This is a genomic window from Rhizobium sp. M10 (assembly GCF_002531955.1).
GTDB lineage: Bacteria > Pseudomonadota > Alphaproteobacteria > Rhizobiales > Rhizobiaceae > Rhizobium > Rhizobium etli_C.
The window spans coordinates 21749-38437 of sequence record NZ_NWTA01000002.1; the positions used below are offsets into that span (position 1 = coordinate 21749).

Below are 16689 nucleotides of genomic sequence, written 5' to 3' on the forward strand. Positions count from 1 at the left end.
AATGACTGAGACTAAAGCGACCGAGCCGAAGCTTTTTATTTCATACAGCTGGACGACCCCCGATCATGAGGCATGGGTGCTTCAGTTTGCCGAGGAATTAACGAGCCAGGGCGTGCATGTCATTCTCGACAAATGGGATTTGCAGCCTGGGCATGATGCGAATGCCTTTATGGAAAGCATGGTGACCGACCCAACGGTCACGAAAGTCCTGCTTATCTGCGATGAAATGTACGCCAAGAAGTCGGACGGGCGCAAAGGTGGCGCTGGTACGGAAGCTCAGATCATCACGCCTGAGATCTACGCCCATACGGCCCAAGACAAATTTGCAGCGGTGGTGCGTGAGCGAGACGCGGACGGTAAGGCTCATCTGCCAACCTACTACAAAGGACGAATTTATTTCGACTTAACGAATCCTTCGACCTATTCCACGGAGTTCGATCGTATCCTGCGATGGGTATGGGGCCAGCCCCTTCATGTGCGGCCTGAAATCGGTCAGAAGCCAGTGTTTCTCACCGATAACGCTGTTCAGGGAAAAATCCAGAGTTCTGTGACTCACAGGCGAGCAATGGAGGCGGTTCGAGCTGGAGAGAGCAACGCAGTAGCTTGCGTCAGGGAATACCTCGATACTCTCGCCAACGGGCTTGAAACTTTCCGGATCAAGACGGGTGAGGAAAACAAGGCTACTTTTGACGATTTGGTTGTTGAAAGTATTGATGCTTTTACGTCATACAGGAATGAGGTAATCGAGCTTTTTTCGGTAATAGCGCAGTATTCGGCGTCGCAAGAGATGATTGATTGCGTACATAGATTCTTCGAAAAGTGCATACCTTATCTGCATATTCCGCCCAATAGGTCTCATTTTTTCGAGTGGGATTGCGACAATTATCATTTCATCGTGCACGAGTTGTTTCTTTATGCCCTTGGAATACTTTTCAAATATGAGAGATTTGACGCTGCTGCCAGTCTGATAGACACCGAATATTATTGGGACGACCGGCGTGAGCGGGATAACAAGATGCATTCCTTCGCGATCTTCCGTGACTATCTGAGGTCTTTTGAACATCGGAACAAGCGGCTGGATAAGCGGCGTCTGTCGCTTCGTGCCGATATGTTGCATGAGCGAAACAAGGGGACCGGAGTCGACTTTCAGTATCTGATGGCTGCGGACTTTATCCTTTATCTCCGGGCTGCGCGCAGCGGATATTGGCAAGGGTGGTGGCCCGAGACCCTTCTACACGCAGGGAGACATGGAGGTGCTTTTGAACTTTTTGCGCGCGCCAAGTCGCTAAAATATTTCAATAGAATCAGAGGCCTATTGAAGGTTGAAAGTAAGGAGGAGTTCGCTAAATTTATCGAAGAACTCCAGTCGGATCGTCAGAATCTTCCTTCTTGGGAGTTCACCCGGGTCAATCCAAGTGCTTTGTCCGGGCTTTCCAATCTTGCGACCACGCCATGAGAACGGAGGCGATAATTGGAACCGCTATATAGTCAAACGGGACAGGTTTACGCGTGGCTCGATGATGTTTCAGGTCGCATCATCAATCTTTGTGGCCAGCATGTCGCCTTCCTCAGCGGAAGCATCTAATAACCAACCATCTAATAAGATATCTCCGAAATAGCCACTCCGTAGAGCGCTTTGAACTGCCGTTCAGCCCAAGACTTCCATTCATCCTCTTCGTGCCGTTCCGAGAGCCATTTAAAATTGAATTTAAATGGGCCGTCATTGAATATCCATTGTCGCGATAAGTTGTAAACAACACCATTTCCAAAGAAATTATTGAGGGTTTTTGTTAAATCCTCTTCCGTTTTATTTGGAAATTTTCGTATAAATATTCCACCATCGTCAGCTTTGTCTGAGAACAGAGATAGATTATTTAGCCACAAATCCTCAATGTGCTCACTCGAATTTGCCTTCCAATAGCCTGGCCAGCAGAAAAACTCAGGGTTAGACGATTTGTCCGTCGTGAAGTCGATGAAGAATGATAGCAAAACACGGAGCGCCATATTGCTATTTTGATATTGGAAAAGATCTTTTTCCTTCATCAATGTTCCTACTTCAGGGATCGTTAATCGCCATTTTTGAACCTCATCCCAACCTTCAGATATATGCTGAATCCCGCATTTCGAGGTCAACTTCCATGATACATCCAGATATTCTGACTTAGAATAGTCCTTTATAGCGTTGGAAAATGCTGTCGGGTCATCGGCGATTCCCCGGCAAAGCAGTTCAAACCGGATATTGGGATCGGCCAAATTTACGAAGCTTGCAAAGTTTGAGATATCGCAGGGAAAGCCTTCGGTCGGATTGATCGCCAAATCTACAACCAACAGGAAGAGGGCGACACGGGGATCAAGGGGACAAGCAGGCATTTCAAGTCCGCTGAGTTCCAGAAATTTGATGAACGCAGCTTCATAAACACCGTACAGCATCCCTGCTTCCCTAAAGTCATCGAGAGTAAGGTCCGGCGTAGCGGAATTCAAAAACTGCATTTGATTGAAGCATGCCTGTCCTTCCCATAACTGTGCCAGCGAGGTGTGCCTCCTAAAAATGGGTGACCCGTAGTAGTAACCGATTTGGCCCAGCTCCGTTAATTGGCGAAACTCTTGTTCCCATCTGTCCAAAGACGGGAGGAACACCGAGTTTGGATCAATAATAGGCTGAATGTTGGAAATCAGCCCGCTGTAGGCGATATTGAAGCAATGCCCTTGTGATTCGAAATATTTATCTTGGTATATATCGGTTGAGATCTCTGGCTTAAGTAGCCAGAGTTTGAAGAATTGAACGTCCATATAGTTATTAATGATCGTATTTGCGAGAGCTTGAGCAGCATCGGTATGATCCTTACCGCTGAGCTCTCCGTTCAATGCCCAATTCTTTATAGATTTAAAAGGCTTAGTGATATTGCACCATTCGGTCATATCACTAAGGTTCATGTGTGTTTGGTTTGGGAAGCATGTGCTCAGTAATAAACCGGTAGTGCTGCCAATGTGCTGCCACCAATGAATAGTCTCGTGGATATATGTTGAGTATGCCTGAAGTGTTTCCCCGCTAACCTTATTTCGATCGAAATTTTTGCTCGTTATCGAGTCTATAAGCTCATGATTTCTTGGGCTTAGCCTCAGCACAAACTGCTCCGTGTTATAAAGGCCATGGGCGTCCAAGACTGCGCGAAAGTCACTCATTCCTTCAGAGCGGACCAAGGCAGGATCTAATGTCATTAATTTTCCTCAGTTTTTGGTACAGCTCATAATCGAGCTGAAAGTAGGACGCCTGGGGCTAGGATTTCTCAACAAATCCGCGCGCCACAAGATCCGCGCGCAGGTTGCCAATTTCCTTGTCGGGAATGGCCAGTACGAAGAGGTCCTGCGCCCGCGTCACGGCCACATATCCGATGCGACCAATTTCGGTTTTAGGGCCAGCTATTAATTCTTCCACTTGGGCTTTGTTGGCGACATACATCACGGCCGGAATGCTCTCGCCTTTCACACCATGTACGGTCTCTACGCGAATGTCAGTGCCTTCGGAAGGCACTTCGCCTGCAGGCATTAAAGCAGCACTCTTCAACTTTGTTTTGGCAAGCATCTGACCGACGGTGGTGACAGGAGTTAGTTCTGCTTCAGATTCGAGCCAAGACAAAACTGCTTTGACGCTGGGTACCAGATGTGAGTGCCAATCCGTGGCAGCCGCCAGAGCCGCCGAGGGCAATCCATCTTGAGCGCGTGTAAATCCCCATAGTTTCCGACGAATTTTTGCGGCAAGCGCATCTGTCCCCGGCCGTTGCAGTCGGTTTGCCAGATCTTTTGGCGGATTACTGAGAAGCCGAAGAAAGCCACGAACCACGAGATTGAAGGCTGCGTTGTAGTCGCCAGCCTGGTCCCTTTTAAGTGAGGCTTCTGCGAAAATGGCCGTGGCGCCTTGTCCCTGAGAAGGCAAATCACCTCGCCAAACCTTCACCCCCTCATTACCGCGACATACTATCGTTGCTTGGTTTGGAGAAATGTTGGCTTCTGAAAGCATGCTTATGAACTTCTTTCGAAGATCCTCTTCGCCTCCTTTTTTCAAGGACGTGAAATACGCACCATTCAAGGTCTTCGGAGAAGCACGATCGTGCTCGTCAGCTCTCCCCGTCAGGGCGTTTGCGACCTTGACGATCGCTGGCACAGATCGGAAATTCCTCGTTAGTTCCTGCGCGTCAACGCCAGCTTGGCTATGATAGGCTTTGAGGTACGTTCCGTCTGCATCGGCGAATTCGTAGATCCCTTGATTGGCGTCCCCGATAAGCGAAATGTGCGTTCCGGCGACATTGAGAAGTTCAAGGATGGCCTGATGGCAAGATCCAATGTCTTGCGCCTCATCTATGATGATGTGGGGATATCGATGAGCCAGGGCCTTTAGAACGAATGGCTGGTCGAGCAGCGTGCGATGGACCCAAAAACGACCGAGATCATGAGTATAAGCGCCGGTTTTTCCGAGCCGCACCGCAAGACCATTGCCTTCTGCATAGCTGACCGGGACTTTGGTGCCTTTGTAGGTGGCATAGTAGCTTGGAGTGCCGCCTCCAAGTGACACCTTGAGTTCAGTAACGGACATGGGAAATCCATTGCCATTGAATGTGAAACCCTTAAGGAAGGGTTCGCCACCAGAGATCAAGTAGGACGCCCTTGCTGCATTCATCGTCCGGTGAGCGTGAGGCCCAAGAACATGGGTCGTGAAAAAACTGTCCAAGGTTGCGATATCGACACGACTTCCCTGCATACCGAGGCGGCGATCGCGTACGAGTGCGCGGTAATCCCTTTGGAAGGTTTCAACGGCCACATTGGAGTATGAAAGCAATGCAATTCTACCCCGATTATTGCCCATAAGTTCGCGCATATGTACGAGACGATGTACGGCAGTGCGGGTTTTTCCGCTTCCAGCGCATGCTGTGACGCAGAGTTTTCCAAGTGGACGTTCAGCGATATTTTGTTGTTCGGAGGAAAGCGATGTCACGAACTGGCCCCGAATTCACACACATGCTTGATGGCATTCTTAATGTACGTAGGCACCGCAATCGCTTGACTCAGATCTTCTACCTGTGCAGCCAAAGCCTGACCGAACTTACCTTTCTGGACATTACTTTCCGTGCGCTCGAACATGCCCTGAAATAGGGTCTTCGCCTTTTCCTGATCGGTGGTCCCAGCAGCTACATTGGTAGCTAACGCCGCACCGATTTGGGGGTGAATAGCTTTCAGGGCTGCAAGCATGGTGGGCCTATTAATCGGGTCTAAAGCCAGATCGTATTCAAATGTCTTTTGGCCGTAGAAAACCTTGACGAAGGTGTCTTCCCGTTTTTTGAGGCTGGCGGCCGTGTCCGAGATTTCTATTGCCTCCCCAAGCGCTGGATAATGAGCGATCGGCTCCGAGCCTGGTAAATGAATCTTCTGCGGGTCTGCATCTGTGAGCACTGAGACAGGGACTTTGAGTGCGTCTTCGCCAAACAGAGGCAGGAAGCAATCGAAATTCAGCCCGTCAACGCTGATGACGCTGACTCCGTGCTTGCGGAGATCGAAACCCTCTTTCTCTGCCAGAGTGCGGATCATCATTTGTTCCGCAGCCCCCTCCACGAAAATGATCCTTCTCGCGAAGAATAGCTCCGCCCGAGTTACGTCGAGATAACGTTCCAGCTTTTCGCGGTCACCCTTCTGGAATTTGACATTTCGTGGGGCGAAGGTCTCGATGGCGCTCTCCGTTTCGACCAAGCACACGATCGTCTTGAGCTTTGCGATGCTCGCAAAGTTCGGCGAATGGCTGGTCACAAACACCTGAACCGGCTTTTCTCCTTCAGAAGTTTCAACATTCATAAGATATTTCAAAAGGATGGATTGTAGCTGAGGGTGGAGATGTGCTTCAGGTTCCTCGACAATCAGGCCGCGAAATGCCGCGTCCGGATTCATCGCAAGCTCGCTCAGAACTACTGCCATGAAGATTAGGTTGTTAAAGCCGAGGCCGTTATGCTCGATTTCGAAGGTATCGACGAGCATGGATAGGCGGGCGGTGAGCTTTTGGAAATCTGTACCAGAGAGGCCGAGGTCGATTGCTTGCCGCATAGTGCTGCCAATCATGGCTTCGTGGCGCGTGCTAATGGCTTTGTGCGTATCTACGAGAGGCGCATGTTTTTTTAGATTATCGTCGAGTTCGACGAGAGCTTTGTTTATTTCTTCACGGCCCTTTTCATCCGATAGGAGTTGAATCAAGCGAGCGAGTTGGCTACTGCGACCGGGGCGCAGCCCTTGGCTGGCATCCCGTAGCGGGGGAAGGTAAACACTTCTCAAGTTTTCAAGCATGTCGCTTGTGAGCGGATTGTCCTCATGGTCCCCGCACCAACGCTTTACCTTCAGACGCCCGCTCTTGTCGGGGTCTCCATATTGAACAGTGATTGATGCTACAAGTTTGCCGTTTGCATCCTTCTTGAGGGCCGGAAGGAAATCAGCTTCGTCGTCAGTATTCAAATCTCGAAAAATGAACGTGAACGAGATGTCGCCCTTACGTTTACCTCCTTTTGGACAGTGAACGTCATCTGTAATAAAGCGCGGATAGGGATCGTCTGCACCCGCTAGCAGCGAGCGCAGTGCCTCAATGACAGCTGATTTGCCGACATTGTTCGGCCCTACAATGATATTGAGTCCAGCCTCGAACTGTAGTTTGACGTTAGCCAGTCGCCTGAAATTTAGAATTTCCAAGTCTGATAAGTACATTGCATCCCCTTACTTCTTAACGAAGCACACTACCGTTCGCCGGAGATGTAAAGCCAAATTTCTACCATACGTTTCAACGCCTTTAGGACAACATGGATTCCGCAGTGTCTCGAAGCTGAAGAAAGGAGGTTTTCCTGACGCATCTAAAATCAAAAAAAAACGGAAAATTAGCACAGATTTTAGCACAAAATAATTTCAAACCCGTATTCGCGAGTAATTACAGTTAGATGCCTGAGTGTCCGTCAGGCTCATAACCTGAAGGCCGCAGGTTCAAATCCTGCCCCCGCAACCAATTTCCTTTATCTTACCCAGACCAGTTATCGCTGGCGGAAAAGCTTCGCTTTCCCTGGCGATGGTAGCTCGTCGTTCGCAAAGCTCACCATAACCTGAAGGGTGAGCGGGCGCTCGGGCAAAGCCTGATAAAACAGTCCAGTGGACGGTTTTAAGACCCGAACGGGGCAAATCCTGCCCCCGCAACCAAATAAATAGCCCGCCTCGTGCGGGCTTTTTGTTTGGTAACGGGTCGAGGAGTTAACGCCTCTTCAGGGGCCTGCTAGGAGGCAAAGCCGACCAAGCGGGACAGAAAACTTCAAATCCTGCCCCCGAAACCAAACACACAAATAGACAATACTCAAAAAGCCCGCCAATCCGGCGGGCTTTTGTCGTTTTAGCGCGACAGAACAGACAGGCGATGAACTCCTGCGCGTCCTGATCGATTTCCAAACACGGCTATCCCGGCCGGTTATGCCGCCTCTGATTGACGCCTTCGATCTGGCCCCCGCCAGGGTATTTGGAGACTGCGATATAGCCAAGCAGTCGTTCTGTCGGCAGACCGCTTTCGACGATGTGTGCCGGCGCCAGGGGCCTGGATCACACCGCCGCGGCCCCGGAAGGCGTATTTGGGGCGGCGCGTTAGCCGGTGATGATCGGCGAAAAGGATAGCTTCTCGCAGAATCCTATGAGCTTCCGCACAGCATCGGAACCCGGCTCCGTCACTGCGGGGTCTGTGCCTATGAGGGTGATTACGCATTGGGCTCTACCCTGCCAATCGAGGATGGGTGCGGCAATCGCAACCAGGCCGGGAATGAAGCGTCCTTCCACTGATGAGAATCCACGCATTCGGAACGTCTCGGTCATTCTCTCGATGTCTTGCTCCGTTCGCAATTGGCTGTCCACGGTGGATGATGCCTTGCGTGCGGCGCGTAGTTCCGCTTCGCGGATCGCCTGAAGCGGCGCCGGCGGAGCCCAGGTGAGAAAGGCCCGCCCGGTCGCGGAGTTAAGAAGCGGCAGGATGGTGCCGAGGCCCATCGACGTGACCGTGGGCGTGGCGGCGCGCTCCCAGCGGACGACGGTCGCACCATGCGTGCCCCAGACCGACAGAAGCACGGTCAGGCCGGATTCGAGGCAGAGCTCCGGAAGAGCGTCGGACGCACGATTGACGAAGTCATGCCGGGCGAGCGCCGCAAGACCGAGCGCGATCGCGCCTTCACCGAGATCGTATTTGCCGGACTTGCCAGCCTGAACGACCAGGCCCGCGTTTAGGAATGACGTCAGATAGCGGTGCACCTTGCTCGGTGGCATGCCGCAGTCGCGCGCCAGCTCCGACAGCGACATCGGACGCAGATAGCCGCCCATCGCGCTCAAGAGCTTCAACGCCGCGTCCAGCGACTGGATGCCGCCGGACTGGCGATCGCTTTCGTCGTCCTTATCCATCTTCACCCAGTAATTGGCGCAGTACCTCTATTTCGCTGGCGACAATAGCATCGCCCGCCGGCTTGAACAGGCCCCGGAGCTCGCCGCCCACAGCCGCGACCTCGCCTGCTACCGTGATCTCATAACCGAGCCGCAGGGTTTTGCGGCCCCACTCCTCGATCGACAGCGCGATGCGAAGCCGGTCGCCGTCGCGCATAGGCCTGCGGAACTGTGCCTTTGCTTCCAGGAGGCCGATGCCGACCGCGCCGAGGGTTTGGCAAATTTTTCCATGGCCCCCAAAATTACGCAACCAGTCGTGGAAGGCGCGATCAAACCAAGCGTAGGTCCGGGGGTAGAAAACGATCCCCGCCGGATCGCAGTCGCCAAAACTCACCGAATATTCAAGCACATGTGCGTCTCTCATTTTTCCACCATATGAAACTAGTTGCACTATGTGGAAAAATATCTATCATCAGGATCGGGAACTGTCGAGTGACTTGGGAGGAAACATGTCGCAACTGTCCAGCGTGGAGATACTCGGGGGAGGCCCTGCGGGGCTCTACTCCGCAATCCTCTTGCGGCGTGCCATGCCGCATCTGCGCCTGCGCGTGACGGAACAGAATCCCAAAGGTGCGACCTTCGGATTCGGTGTAGTCTTTTCCGATCAGGCGCTGGATTTCCTGAAGGCGGATGATCCGGAAACGCACGATCTCATCACGCCCGCCATGGAGCGCTGGCGCAACATGACCTTGAACCTTCCCGGTGGGCAGGCCGTCCTCGATGGCGTCGGTTTCTCGGCCATCGGGCGGCTGGAACTGATCGAGGTCCTGCGCAAGCGCGCAGAAGCCCTCGGTGTCGAAATCCGTTTTTCACATCTGATCGAATCGCTGGACGAAGTGCAGGCCGACCTGATCATCGGCGCCGACGGGCTGAACTCGTTCGTGCGGCGGTCCAACCAGGCGGACTTTGCGCCGACGATCGAGCATTTCAGCAATCATTTTGCCTGGTTCGGCACGGAACGGCCTTTCGACACCCTGACCCAGACTTTCGTGAAAATGCAGAGGGGTGCGTTCAATGCGCATCACTACCGCTATCAGCCCGATCGCAGTACTTTCATCGTCGAATGCGACGACGCCACATTCCAGGCCTATGGCTTTGCGGCCATGGACGAGGCCGAGAGCGCGCGGGCCTGCGAGTCGATCTTCGCCGATCTTCTTGATGGCGCGCCGCTGATCACCAATAAGTCCACGTGGCGGCAGTTTCCTCGTCTCTGGTGCGAAAACTGGGTAGTCGGCCGTCACGTGCTTCTCGGGGATGCCGCTCATACCGCCCACTTCTCCATCGGCTCCGGCACGCGGCTTGCCATGGAGGATGCCATCGCGCTTGTCCGGGCACTCTCGTCTCACGACGATGTCGAACAGGCATTGGCTGCCTATCAGGCGGAGCGCCAGCCGATCGCCAGGAAGATCGTCGATGCCGCCAACACGTCCGCCACATGGTATGAGAATTTTGCCGCCAAGATGGATCTGTCGCCGGTCGATTTCGGGCTCGACTATCTGATGCGCTCGGGCCGTGTCGATATGGACAGGCTGCGCCGGATGGCTCCCGGCTTCATGGCAAGATACGATGCGGAGAAGGGCGGCGGCAATATCGTCGATCCCGTCGGCCACGACAATGCGGGTGCTACGGAGGTCGGCTTCAGGCGGGAGGACCATCCGAATTGTTCTTCAATCCTCTGGGACAATCTCTTCTGCAATCCGGATAAGCTTGCGCTGATCGGCCCGGCGGGATCGCTGACCTATGCCCAGTTGGTGACCGAAGCGGCACGCTGGGGGAATGCCTTCATCGCCGCTGGGCTTAAGCGTGGCGACCGGATTCCGTTCTTCCTCGACGACACGCCTGTCTATCCGGCTGCCTTCTTCGGAGCAGTCCGAGCCGGCTTCGTGCCGGTCCTGCTCAACACCCAGACCACGGCCGATGTGCTGAATTTCTTCCTTCAGGACACGGGCGCGAAGATCGCGCTATGCGAAGCAGCGCTTGCGAGGCGCTTTGAAGGCGAGGCGCTACACGGGACGACGCTCGAGCGGGTGGTGATCGTCAATGGCGCGGCGGATGGTGAAGGGCGCATCGCTGCGGCGGACTTTCTTGCTGGGCAGCCCGACACGCTCGATTGCGCCGATACCGGGCCAGAGGACATGGCCTTCTGGATGTATTCCTCGGGCTCGACGGGGCGGCCCAAGGGGATCGTCCACCTCCACCATGACATGGCCTATACGCAGGCCTCCTTTGGCAAGCATGCGCTCAAGCTGACCGAGGATGACATTTGCTTCTCCGTCCCGAAGATTTTCTTTGCCTATGGCTTCGGCAACGCCCTCACATTCCCGTTTTCGATCGGCGCGACGACGCTTCTGATGCCGGGCCAGCCGAGGCCCGACGCGGTGCTGGACATGATCGAAAAATACCGGCCGACGGTGCTCTTCGGATTGCCGACGCTTTATACGGCGCTGGCGCGGACGGAAAATGTCGGGACGCGCGATCTGAGTTCGCTCCGGCAATCGATGTCGGCGGCGGAAATCCTGTCGCAGGATATTTACGACGCCTGGAAAAGTCTGACCGGCCATGGTCCGACCGAGGGACTGGGGTCGACCGAACTGCTTCACATCTACCTCTCGAACAGCCTTTCGGATCACCGCATCGGTTCGGCCGGCGCGCGGGTGCCGGGTTACGAAATCCGGCTCGAGACGCCGGATGGCAGGGTGCCGGAGCCCGGAGAGGAAGGCGTCATGTTCGTGCGAGGCGATTCTTCCGCTCCGTCTTATTGGAATCGGTCCGACAAGACGAAGGAGACGATGCGGGGCGACTGGATCTATACCGGCGACCGCTTCATCGAGGTGGACGGTTACTATTATTTCCAGGGCCGCGCCGACGAGCTTATCAAGGTTTCGGGCCAATGGGTCTGGCCGCTTGAGGTTGAACGCTGTCTCAACGAGCATCCCGATGTCCATGAATGCGCGGTCATGGCCCATCAACTCGAAGACCGCCGAATGACGCTGCGGGCCGTGATCCGGCTGAGGGAGGGGCGCGCCGCGACTGAAGCGCAGTCGGATGCGTTGCGCGCCTATGTGAAGACGCGGCTGCAGCCCTACAAATATCCGCGCATCGTGAATTATGTCGCCGACCTGCCGAAGACCGGAACGGGGAAGATCGATCGCCAGGCACTGGCCGCGATGCCGGTGCGGCAAGATGCTGCAATCGGACTTTGAAGCGCATGACCAGAGGAGGGGAAACCATGGGAACTTATGTACTTGTCCATGGCGCATGTCATGATGGCAGCCATTTTGAAGCTTGCGCCGCGCCCATTCGCGCAGCCGGGCATACCGTCCACTGCCCGACGCTGAAGGGCAACCGGCCGGGAGACGACCGCAAGGCCGTGACACTGGACGATGCGATCGACTCCCTCGTGGCGTTCTTCGAGGAAAACGACATTCAGGACGCGGTTCTGGTCGGCCACAGCTGGGGCGGCATGGCCATCACCGGGGCAGCCGACCGGTTGGGTCCGGGACGTGTGCGTCGTCTCGTCTATTTCAGCGCCTTCGTGCCCAACAATGGCGAAAGCCTGATCGATATGTGCCCGCCGCATTATCAGGCGCTGTTTCCGCAGCTTGCCGGCGAGACCGGCGAAGTTTTGTTTCCCTATCCGATCCTGCGTGAATCCTTCATCAACGACGGAACGGAGGAGCAGGCGCGGTCGCTGTTCAACAGCCTCAACGCCCAGCCCTTCAACACGATGAACGACAGGATCAGGCTCTCGAAGAACCCGGCGGAGTTCATGATCGGCAAGTCCTTCCTGCACTGCACGGAAGATACGTCGCTGCCGCAGTCGCTACCCTTCCATCCGCGTCTTTCGGAAAAGCTCGGGCTCTACCGTCTGATCAGCATGCCCGGCAGTCATTCGACGCATGTAACGGCGCCCGTGCTGCTGGGCGAGAAGATCATGGAAGCCGGGCGGGATTGAAGCCGCAAACTGAGGCGAAAGCCCAAACGCTCCGCGGATCACCGCGGAGCCAGAACTGCAACCAACAAGGAAAGATAGATGACCCTGGTCCTACCCGCTCCTGCCACCCCCACCGTCGCCGTCGCCGGATCGGATGCCAGATTTCCGGTACGCAGGATATTCTGCGTCGGCCGCAATTATGCGGCGCATGCGCGCGAAATGGGCAAGGACCCTGACCGGGAGCCGCCGTTCTTCTTCAGCAAGCCGGCGGATGCCGTGGTCGATTCCGGTGAAACCGTGGCCTATCCGCCCCAGACCGAGAATTTCCACTACGAGGCCGAGCTGGTCGTGGCGATCGGCAAGGGTGGATGCTCCATAGCGGAGGCGGACGCGCTCGATCACATCTGGGGCTATGCTGTGGGCAATGATCTGACGCGGCGCGACCTACAATTGGCCGCGCGTGACGTGGGCCGGCCCTGGGATTTCGGCAAGGCGTTCGACCGCTCCGCCATTATCGGCCCGGTGCATGCGGTATCGGAGACGGGGCATCCCGCGAAGGGGTCGATCCGGCTTGCGGTCAATGGCGTGGTCAAGCAGGATGCGGATCTGGCCGAACTGATATGGTCGGTTCCGGAAGTCATTTCCTATCTCTCGCATTCGATCGCGCTTGCGCCCGGCGATCTCATCATGACGGGAACGCCGGCCGGGGTCGGTCCGCTGGTGCCGGGTGATGTTTGCACCGTGAGCATCAAGGGTCTGGGCGAGATTTCCACCACGATCGGGCCGAGGGACTGAAAATGGTCCTCAAGCTCCACAATTTCTTCCGCTCCTCGACATCGACGCGGCTTCGCGCAGCGCTCAATCTCAAGGGGTTGGCCTATGATTATGTCCCCTATGTCCTGCGCCGTGGCGATACGCGAAAGGCCGAATATCTGGCGATGAACCCTCAGGGTCTCGTGCCTGTTCTGGAGCGGGAAGACGGAAGCTTTCTGACGCAATCGCTCGCCATCATCGAATGGCTGGAGGAGACGCATCCCACCCCCGCGTTGCTCCCCACCGATCCGGATGGGCGGGCACGGGTGCGTGCGCTTGCCTATATGATCGCCTGCGAAATCCACCCGCTGAACAATCTGCGCGTGCTCGGCTATCTCGCCGACCGCTTCGGCGCCAGCGAGGATGGCCAGAAGGAATGGTTCACCCATTGGGTGGCGACGACGTTCGACGCGCTTGAGACGATGCTGGCTTGCGATCCGCGCACCGGCGCCTTCTGCCACGGCGACGTGCCGGGCCTCGCCGACATCTGCCTATATGCGCAGGTCTGGAACAATCAGCGCTTCGGGATCGCTACGTCGGCCTGGCCGACCATTCAACGGATTTTCGCGCGCCTCGACACAATAGCGGCGTTCAGCAACGCCGCGCCGCTCCGGCAACCCGATGCGGCCTGAGACCGTGAAACGGAGGATATGCCATGCATGATGAGATCCACGCCAAGCCGGCCAATGCGATGCAGCCTGATGATACGCCGGAATTGCGCGCGCTGTACGAGGGCTTCGAGGCGATGCATCTGATGCCGCTCTGGACACAACTCGGCGATCTCATGCCGCGTCATCCGAAGCCCAAGGCTGTCCCGCATGTGTGGAAATGGGCCGATCTGCTGCCGCTGGCCCAGACATCGGGGGACCTGGTGCCCGTGGGCCGTGGCGGCGAACGGCGGGCCATCGGCCTTGCCAATCCGGGCCTTGGTGGACATGCTTATGTCAGCCCCACGCTCTGGGCCGCGATCCAGTATCTCGGCCCGCGTGAGACGGCGCCTGAGCATCGCCATGCGCAAAACGCCTTCCGCTTCGTGCTCGAAGGCGAAGGCGTGTGGACGGTGGTGAACGGCGATCCCGTACGGATGAGCCGGGGCGACCTGCTGCTGACGCCCGGCTGGCATTTTCACGGCCATCACAACGATACCGACAAACCGATGGCCTGGATCGACGGGCTCGATATTCCGTTTGCGCAACAGAACGATGTCGGCTTCTTCGAATTCGGTTCCGACCGGGTGACGGACTATGCGACGCCGCGCTTCTCGCGGGGAGAGCGGCTCTGGTGCCATCCGGGCCTTCGCCCGCTGTCGGGCCTGCGGGATACGGTAGCTTCGCCGATTGGCGCCTATCGCTGGGAACATACGGACCGCGCGCTGACAGAGCAGCTGCTTCTTGAGGAGGAAGGCCAGCCCGCGACCGTTGAGCAAGGTCATGCTGCCATCCGCTACGTCAACCCCACAACCGGAGGCGATGTCATGTCGACCATCCGCTGCGAATTCCACCGCTTGCGCGCAGGCACCGACACGCCGCCGCGCCGCGAGGTGGGCTCGACCGTGTTCCAGGTCTTCGACGGTAAGGGCGCGGCCGTGATTGGCGGAGTTACGCATAAGTTGGATATCGGAGATATTTTCGTGATCCCGTCCTGGATTCCCTGGTCGCTTCAAGCCGAAACGCAATTCGACCTGTTCCGCTTTTCCGATGCGCCGATCATGGAGCGACTCAATTTCATGCGTAGCCATGTCGAAATGGCCGAAACATGAGCCAGACGCTGGAGGAGGCCCGGATCGCATTGCGCGAAAGGCAGGGCAGGGGGGCGCGCCATGACGCAGTGCTCGCGCCCTCGCAAGCGCTGGACTGGGCTCGACTCGGCACGGCCTATTTCGCCCGCTTGCTCAACGAGCTCTCCGATCGCGCTCTTGATGAACCTAGCGCCGTGGAAGGGTTCAGCCGGCGGCGGCTTGTCGCTTATGCCGGTTACCATGCGCGTCTGCTGAGCGAATTCGTGGCTTGGGGAAGGGCCGGCGAGGCCGGACCTTTTCCGCGCAATCTCGACGTTGCCGCCGACGATCTCGAATTCGGCATTACCCAGCCCTCGCGGGCATTGCGTTATCTCTTCGACCATTCTGCGGTTCATCTCAATGTCGAATGGCGCGATTTGAGCAATGAAGGCTGGGGCCGCTCGGTGGCCGACACCACAGGACGAAAGACCCAATTGCGCGATACGCCACTGACGCGGGCTCGCAAGCTTTGGCTTCTTGCCATCGATCTGAATTCTGGCGGCCGGTTTGCGGATATGCCGGCGGGATTCGTCGATTTCCTGATCCTCGACCAGGCCTCGCGACGGCTTCCGACCGGGAGGTTCGCGCTGGTCGCGACCGATCGGGTCGCCCCACTGATCATGAGCCAGGCGCCAGCAATGATCGTCAGAGGGACTGCCCGCGACCTCGTGGGTTGGCTCAGCGGAAAGGGCGTAGGCAACCTAAGCGCCGAAGGTGGTGCCCTGCCTGCCCTCGCGCCGCTTCCCGCCATCGGACCGGCCTAGAGCCTTTCCTGGCTAGATTGAAGCATTCTGCCGGAGCAGGTTTTCGTCAGGGCAGAGGCGATTGGCGATGGGCATACCCCACGGTACGTTCGAGCCGATCGCCTCTGATCCTGGCGAAAAGATGCCCGGCCCACCGGCCGCACCGCTTCGCCGTGGCGAAGCGATCAGTGCGTCCGGCGTTTTTCAGTCTTGCAGATTTGCCTGGCAAATCTGCGGGAGGGTTGGCTGAAACGGGCCGTCTGATCGACCGGCCGGCTTGGCCGTAGAACTGGGCTACGACACGCGCCGGCCGGTCGATCAGACGGCCCGTTTGAGCCAACAGAATGCTTCAATCTAACCAGGAAAGGCTCTAGGAGAGTTTCCACCTCGGCACATCAGCGTGCTTCGAGCTTGTCCAGGTTGGTATGGATGATCTTCAGCGCCGATTTCAGCCAGGCCACTTCAGCCTCGCTGAATGTCTCGACGCCGACCGCCTCGAACTCTGCTGCGAGCGGCATCAACTTCTGCACGAGCGCATCGCCCGAGGGCGTAAGCATGATCGAAACCGTGCGCCCGTCGTCGGGCCGGGTACGCGACACCAATCCTTTCTTCTTCATCACTGTGACCAGACGCGACAGGGTGGAGATTTCGACCGTAACCATGGGGCTCAGATCTGTCAGCCTTTGCGGGCCCTCCTGCTTCAGGATGGCCAGGACGCGGTACATGGGCAAGGTAACGTCAAAATCGTGCAGCCGTTCCAAAAAAAGCTCGCCCATGCGCACGCCGACGCGATTTAGAAGATAGGGAAGTGATCCGGTAAATCGATAGGACATTTTCGCTCGCAATTATTGCATCTGCACTGAATAGCCGTAGCCGAGGGCATGTGCAATCAAATGTCGCGTTCGTCCGGGCAAATGAAAGCCGGCCTCATCGAG

General features: G+C 56.4%; 13 protein-coding genes and 1 pseudogene. 8 read left to right on the forward strand and 6 right to left on the reverse strand.

All coding sequences use genetic code 11. The annotated features are described in order from the left end of the window. The first annotated feature begins 1 nt into the window (after position 1). Positions 2–1456 (forward strand): SEFIR domain-containing protein, encoded by a 1455-nt coding sequence (locus CO671_RS01860; protein ID WP_097604107.1) that lies wholly within the window; start codon positions 2–4, stop codon positions 1454–1456. A gap of 140 nt (positions 1457–1596) precedes the next feature. Here the strand turns inward: CO671_RS01860 and CO671_RS01865 are convergent, their stop codons facing one another. From CO671_RS01865 to CO671_RS01885, 5 genes are all read right to left on the reverse strand, one after another. Further along, positions 1597–3219: a hypothetical protein gene (locus CO671_RS01865; RefSeq protein WP_097604108.1), complete on the reverse strand. Its 1623-nt coding sequence runs from the start codon at positions 3217–3219 to the stop codon at positions 1597–1599. A gap of 58 nt (positions 3220–3277) precedes the next feature. Continuing rightward, complete coding sequence (locus CO671_RS01870) at positions 3278–4990, reverse strand: ATP-dependent helicase (protein ID WP_170964913.1); 1713 nt, start codon at positions 4988–4990, stop codon at positions 3278–3280. Beyond that, entirely contained in the window at positions 4987–6735 is a 1749-nt protein-coding gene (locus tag CO671_RS01875) for an AAA family ATPase (RefSeq protein ID WP_097604110.1), read from the reverse strand. Before CO671_RS01875 ends, CO671_RS01870 begins: the two co-directional genes overlap by 4 nt. Positions 6736–7647: 912 nt before the next feature. Continuing rightward, positions 7648–8448, reverse strand: coding sequence for an IclR family transcriptional regulator (locus tag CO671_RS01880; RefSeq protein ID WP_097604111.1), 801 nt, complete (start codon positions 8446–8448; stop codon positions 7648–7650). Further along, complete coding sequence (locus CO671_RS01885; protein ID WP_245424937.1) at positions 8441–8836, reverse strand: acyl-CoA thioesterase; 396 nt, start codon at positions 8834–8836, stop codon at positions 8441–8443. Before CO671_RS01885 ends, CO671_RS01880 begins: the two co-directional genes overlap by 8 nt. Before the next feature lie 100 nt (positions 8837–8936). On the opposite strand from CO671_RS01885, the pseudogene CO671_RS34090 reads away from it, so the two are divergent. From CO671_RS34090 to CO671_RS01915, 7 genes and pseudogenes are all read left to right on the forward strand, one after another. Beyond that, positions 8937–9893: pseudogene (locus CO671_RS34090) on the forward strand (FAD-dependent monooxygenase); the annotation flags it as partial. 147 nt (positions 9894–10040) lie between these two features. After that, entirely contained in the window at positions 10041–11690 is a 1650-nt protein-coding gene (locus CO671_RS34095) for a benzoate-CoA ligase family protein (protein ID WP_245424946.1), read from the forward strand. A 26-nt stretch (positions 11691–11716) separates the two neighbouring features. Further along, positions 11717–12442: an alpha/beta hydrolase gene (locus CO671_RS01895; protein WP_010027696.1), complete on the forward strand. Its 726-nt coding sequence runs from the start codon at positions 11717–11719 to the stop codon at positions 12440–12442. Between the two features lie 78 nt (positions 12443–12520). After that, positions 12521–13216, forward strand: a complete 696-nt coding sequence (locus CO671_RS01900) for a fumarylacetoacetate hydrolase family protein (RefSeq protein ID WP_097604114.1) — start codon at positions 12521–12523, stop codon at positions 13214–13216. Positions 13217–13218: 2 nt separating this feature from the next. Next, complete coding sequence (gene maiA, locus CO671_RS01905; protein ID WP_097604115.1) at positions 13219–13866, forward strand: maleylacetoacetate isomerase; 648 nt, start codon at positions 13219–13221, stop codon at positions 13864–13866. An 83-nt stretch (positions 13867–13949) separates the two neighbouring features. Beyond that, the gene (locus tag CO671_RS01910) at positions 13950–14993 is read left to right on the forward strand and encodes a cupin domain-containing protein (protein WP_245424938.1); all 1044 of its coding nucleotides are present in this window, start codon (positions 13950–13952) and stop codon (positions 14991–14993) included. Further along, positions 14990–15775 carry a maleylpyruvate isomerase N-terminal domain-containing protein gene (locus CO671_RS01915; RefSeq protein ID WP_097604117.1) on the forward strand — a complete coding sequence of 262 codons (786 nt, stop codon included), beginning with the start codon at positions 14990–14992 and terminating at the stop codon, positions 15773–15775. The genes CO671_RS01910 and CO671_RS01915 overlap by 4 nt, the downstream gene beginning before the upstream one ends. A gap of 374 nt (positions 15776–16149) precedes the next feature. Here the strand turns inward: CO671_RS01915 and CO671_RS01925 are convergent, their stop codons facing one another. Beyond that, a complete protein-coding gene (locus CO671_RS01925) occupies positions 16150–16587 on the reverse strand; it encodes a MarR family transcriptional regulator (protein ID WP_097582091.1) in 438 nt (145 codons plus the stop codon). Between the last annotated feature and the right edge of the window lie 102 nt (positions 16588–16689).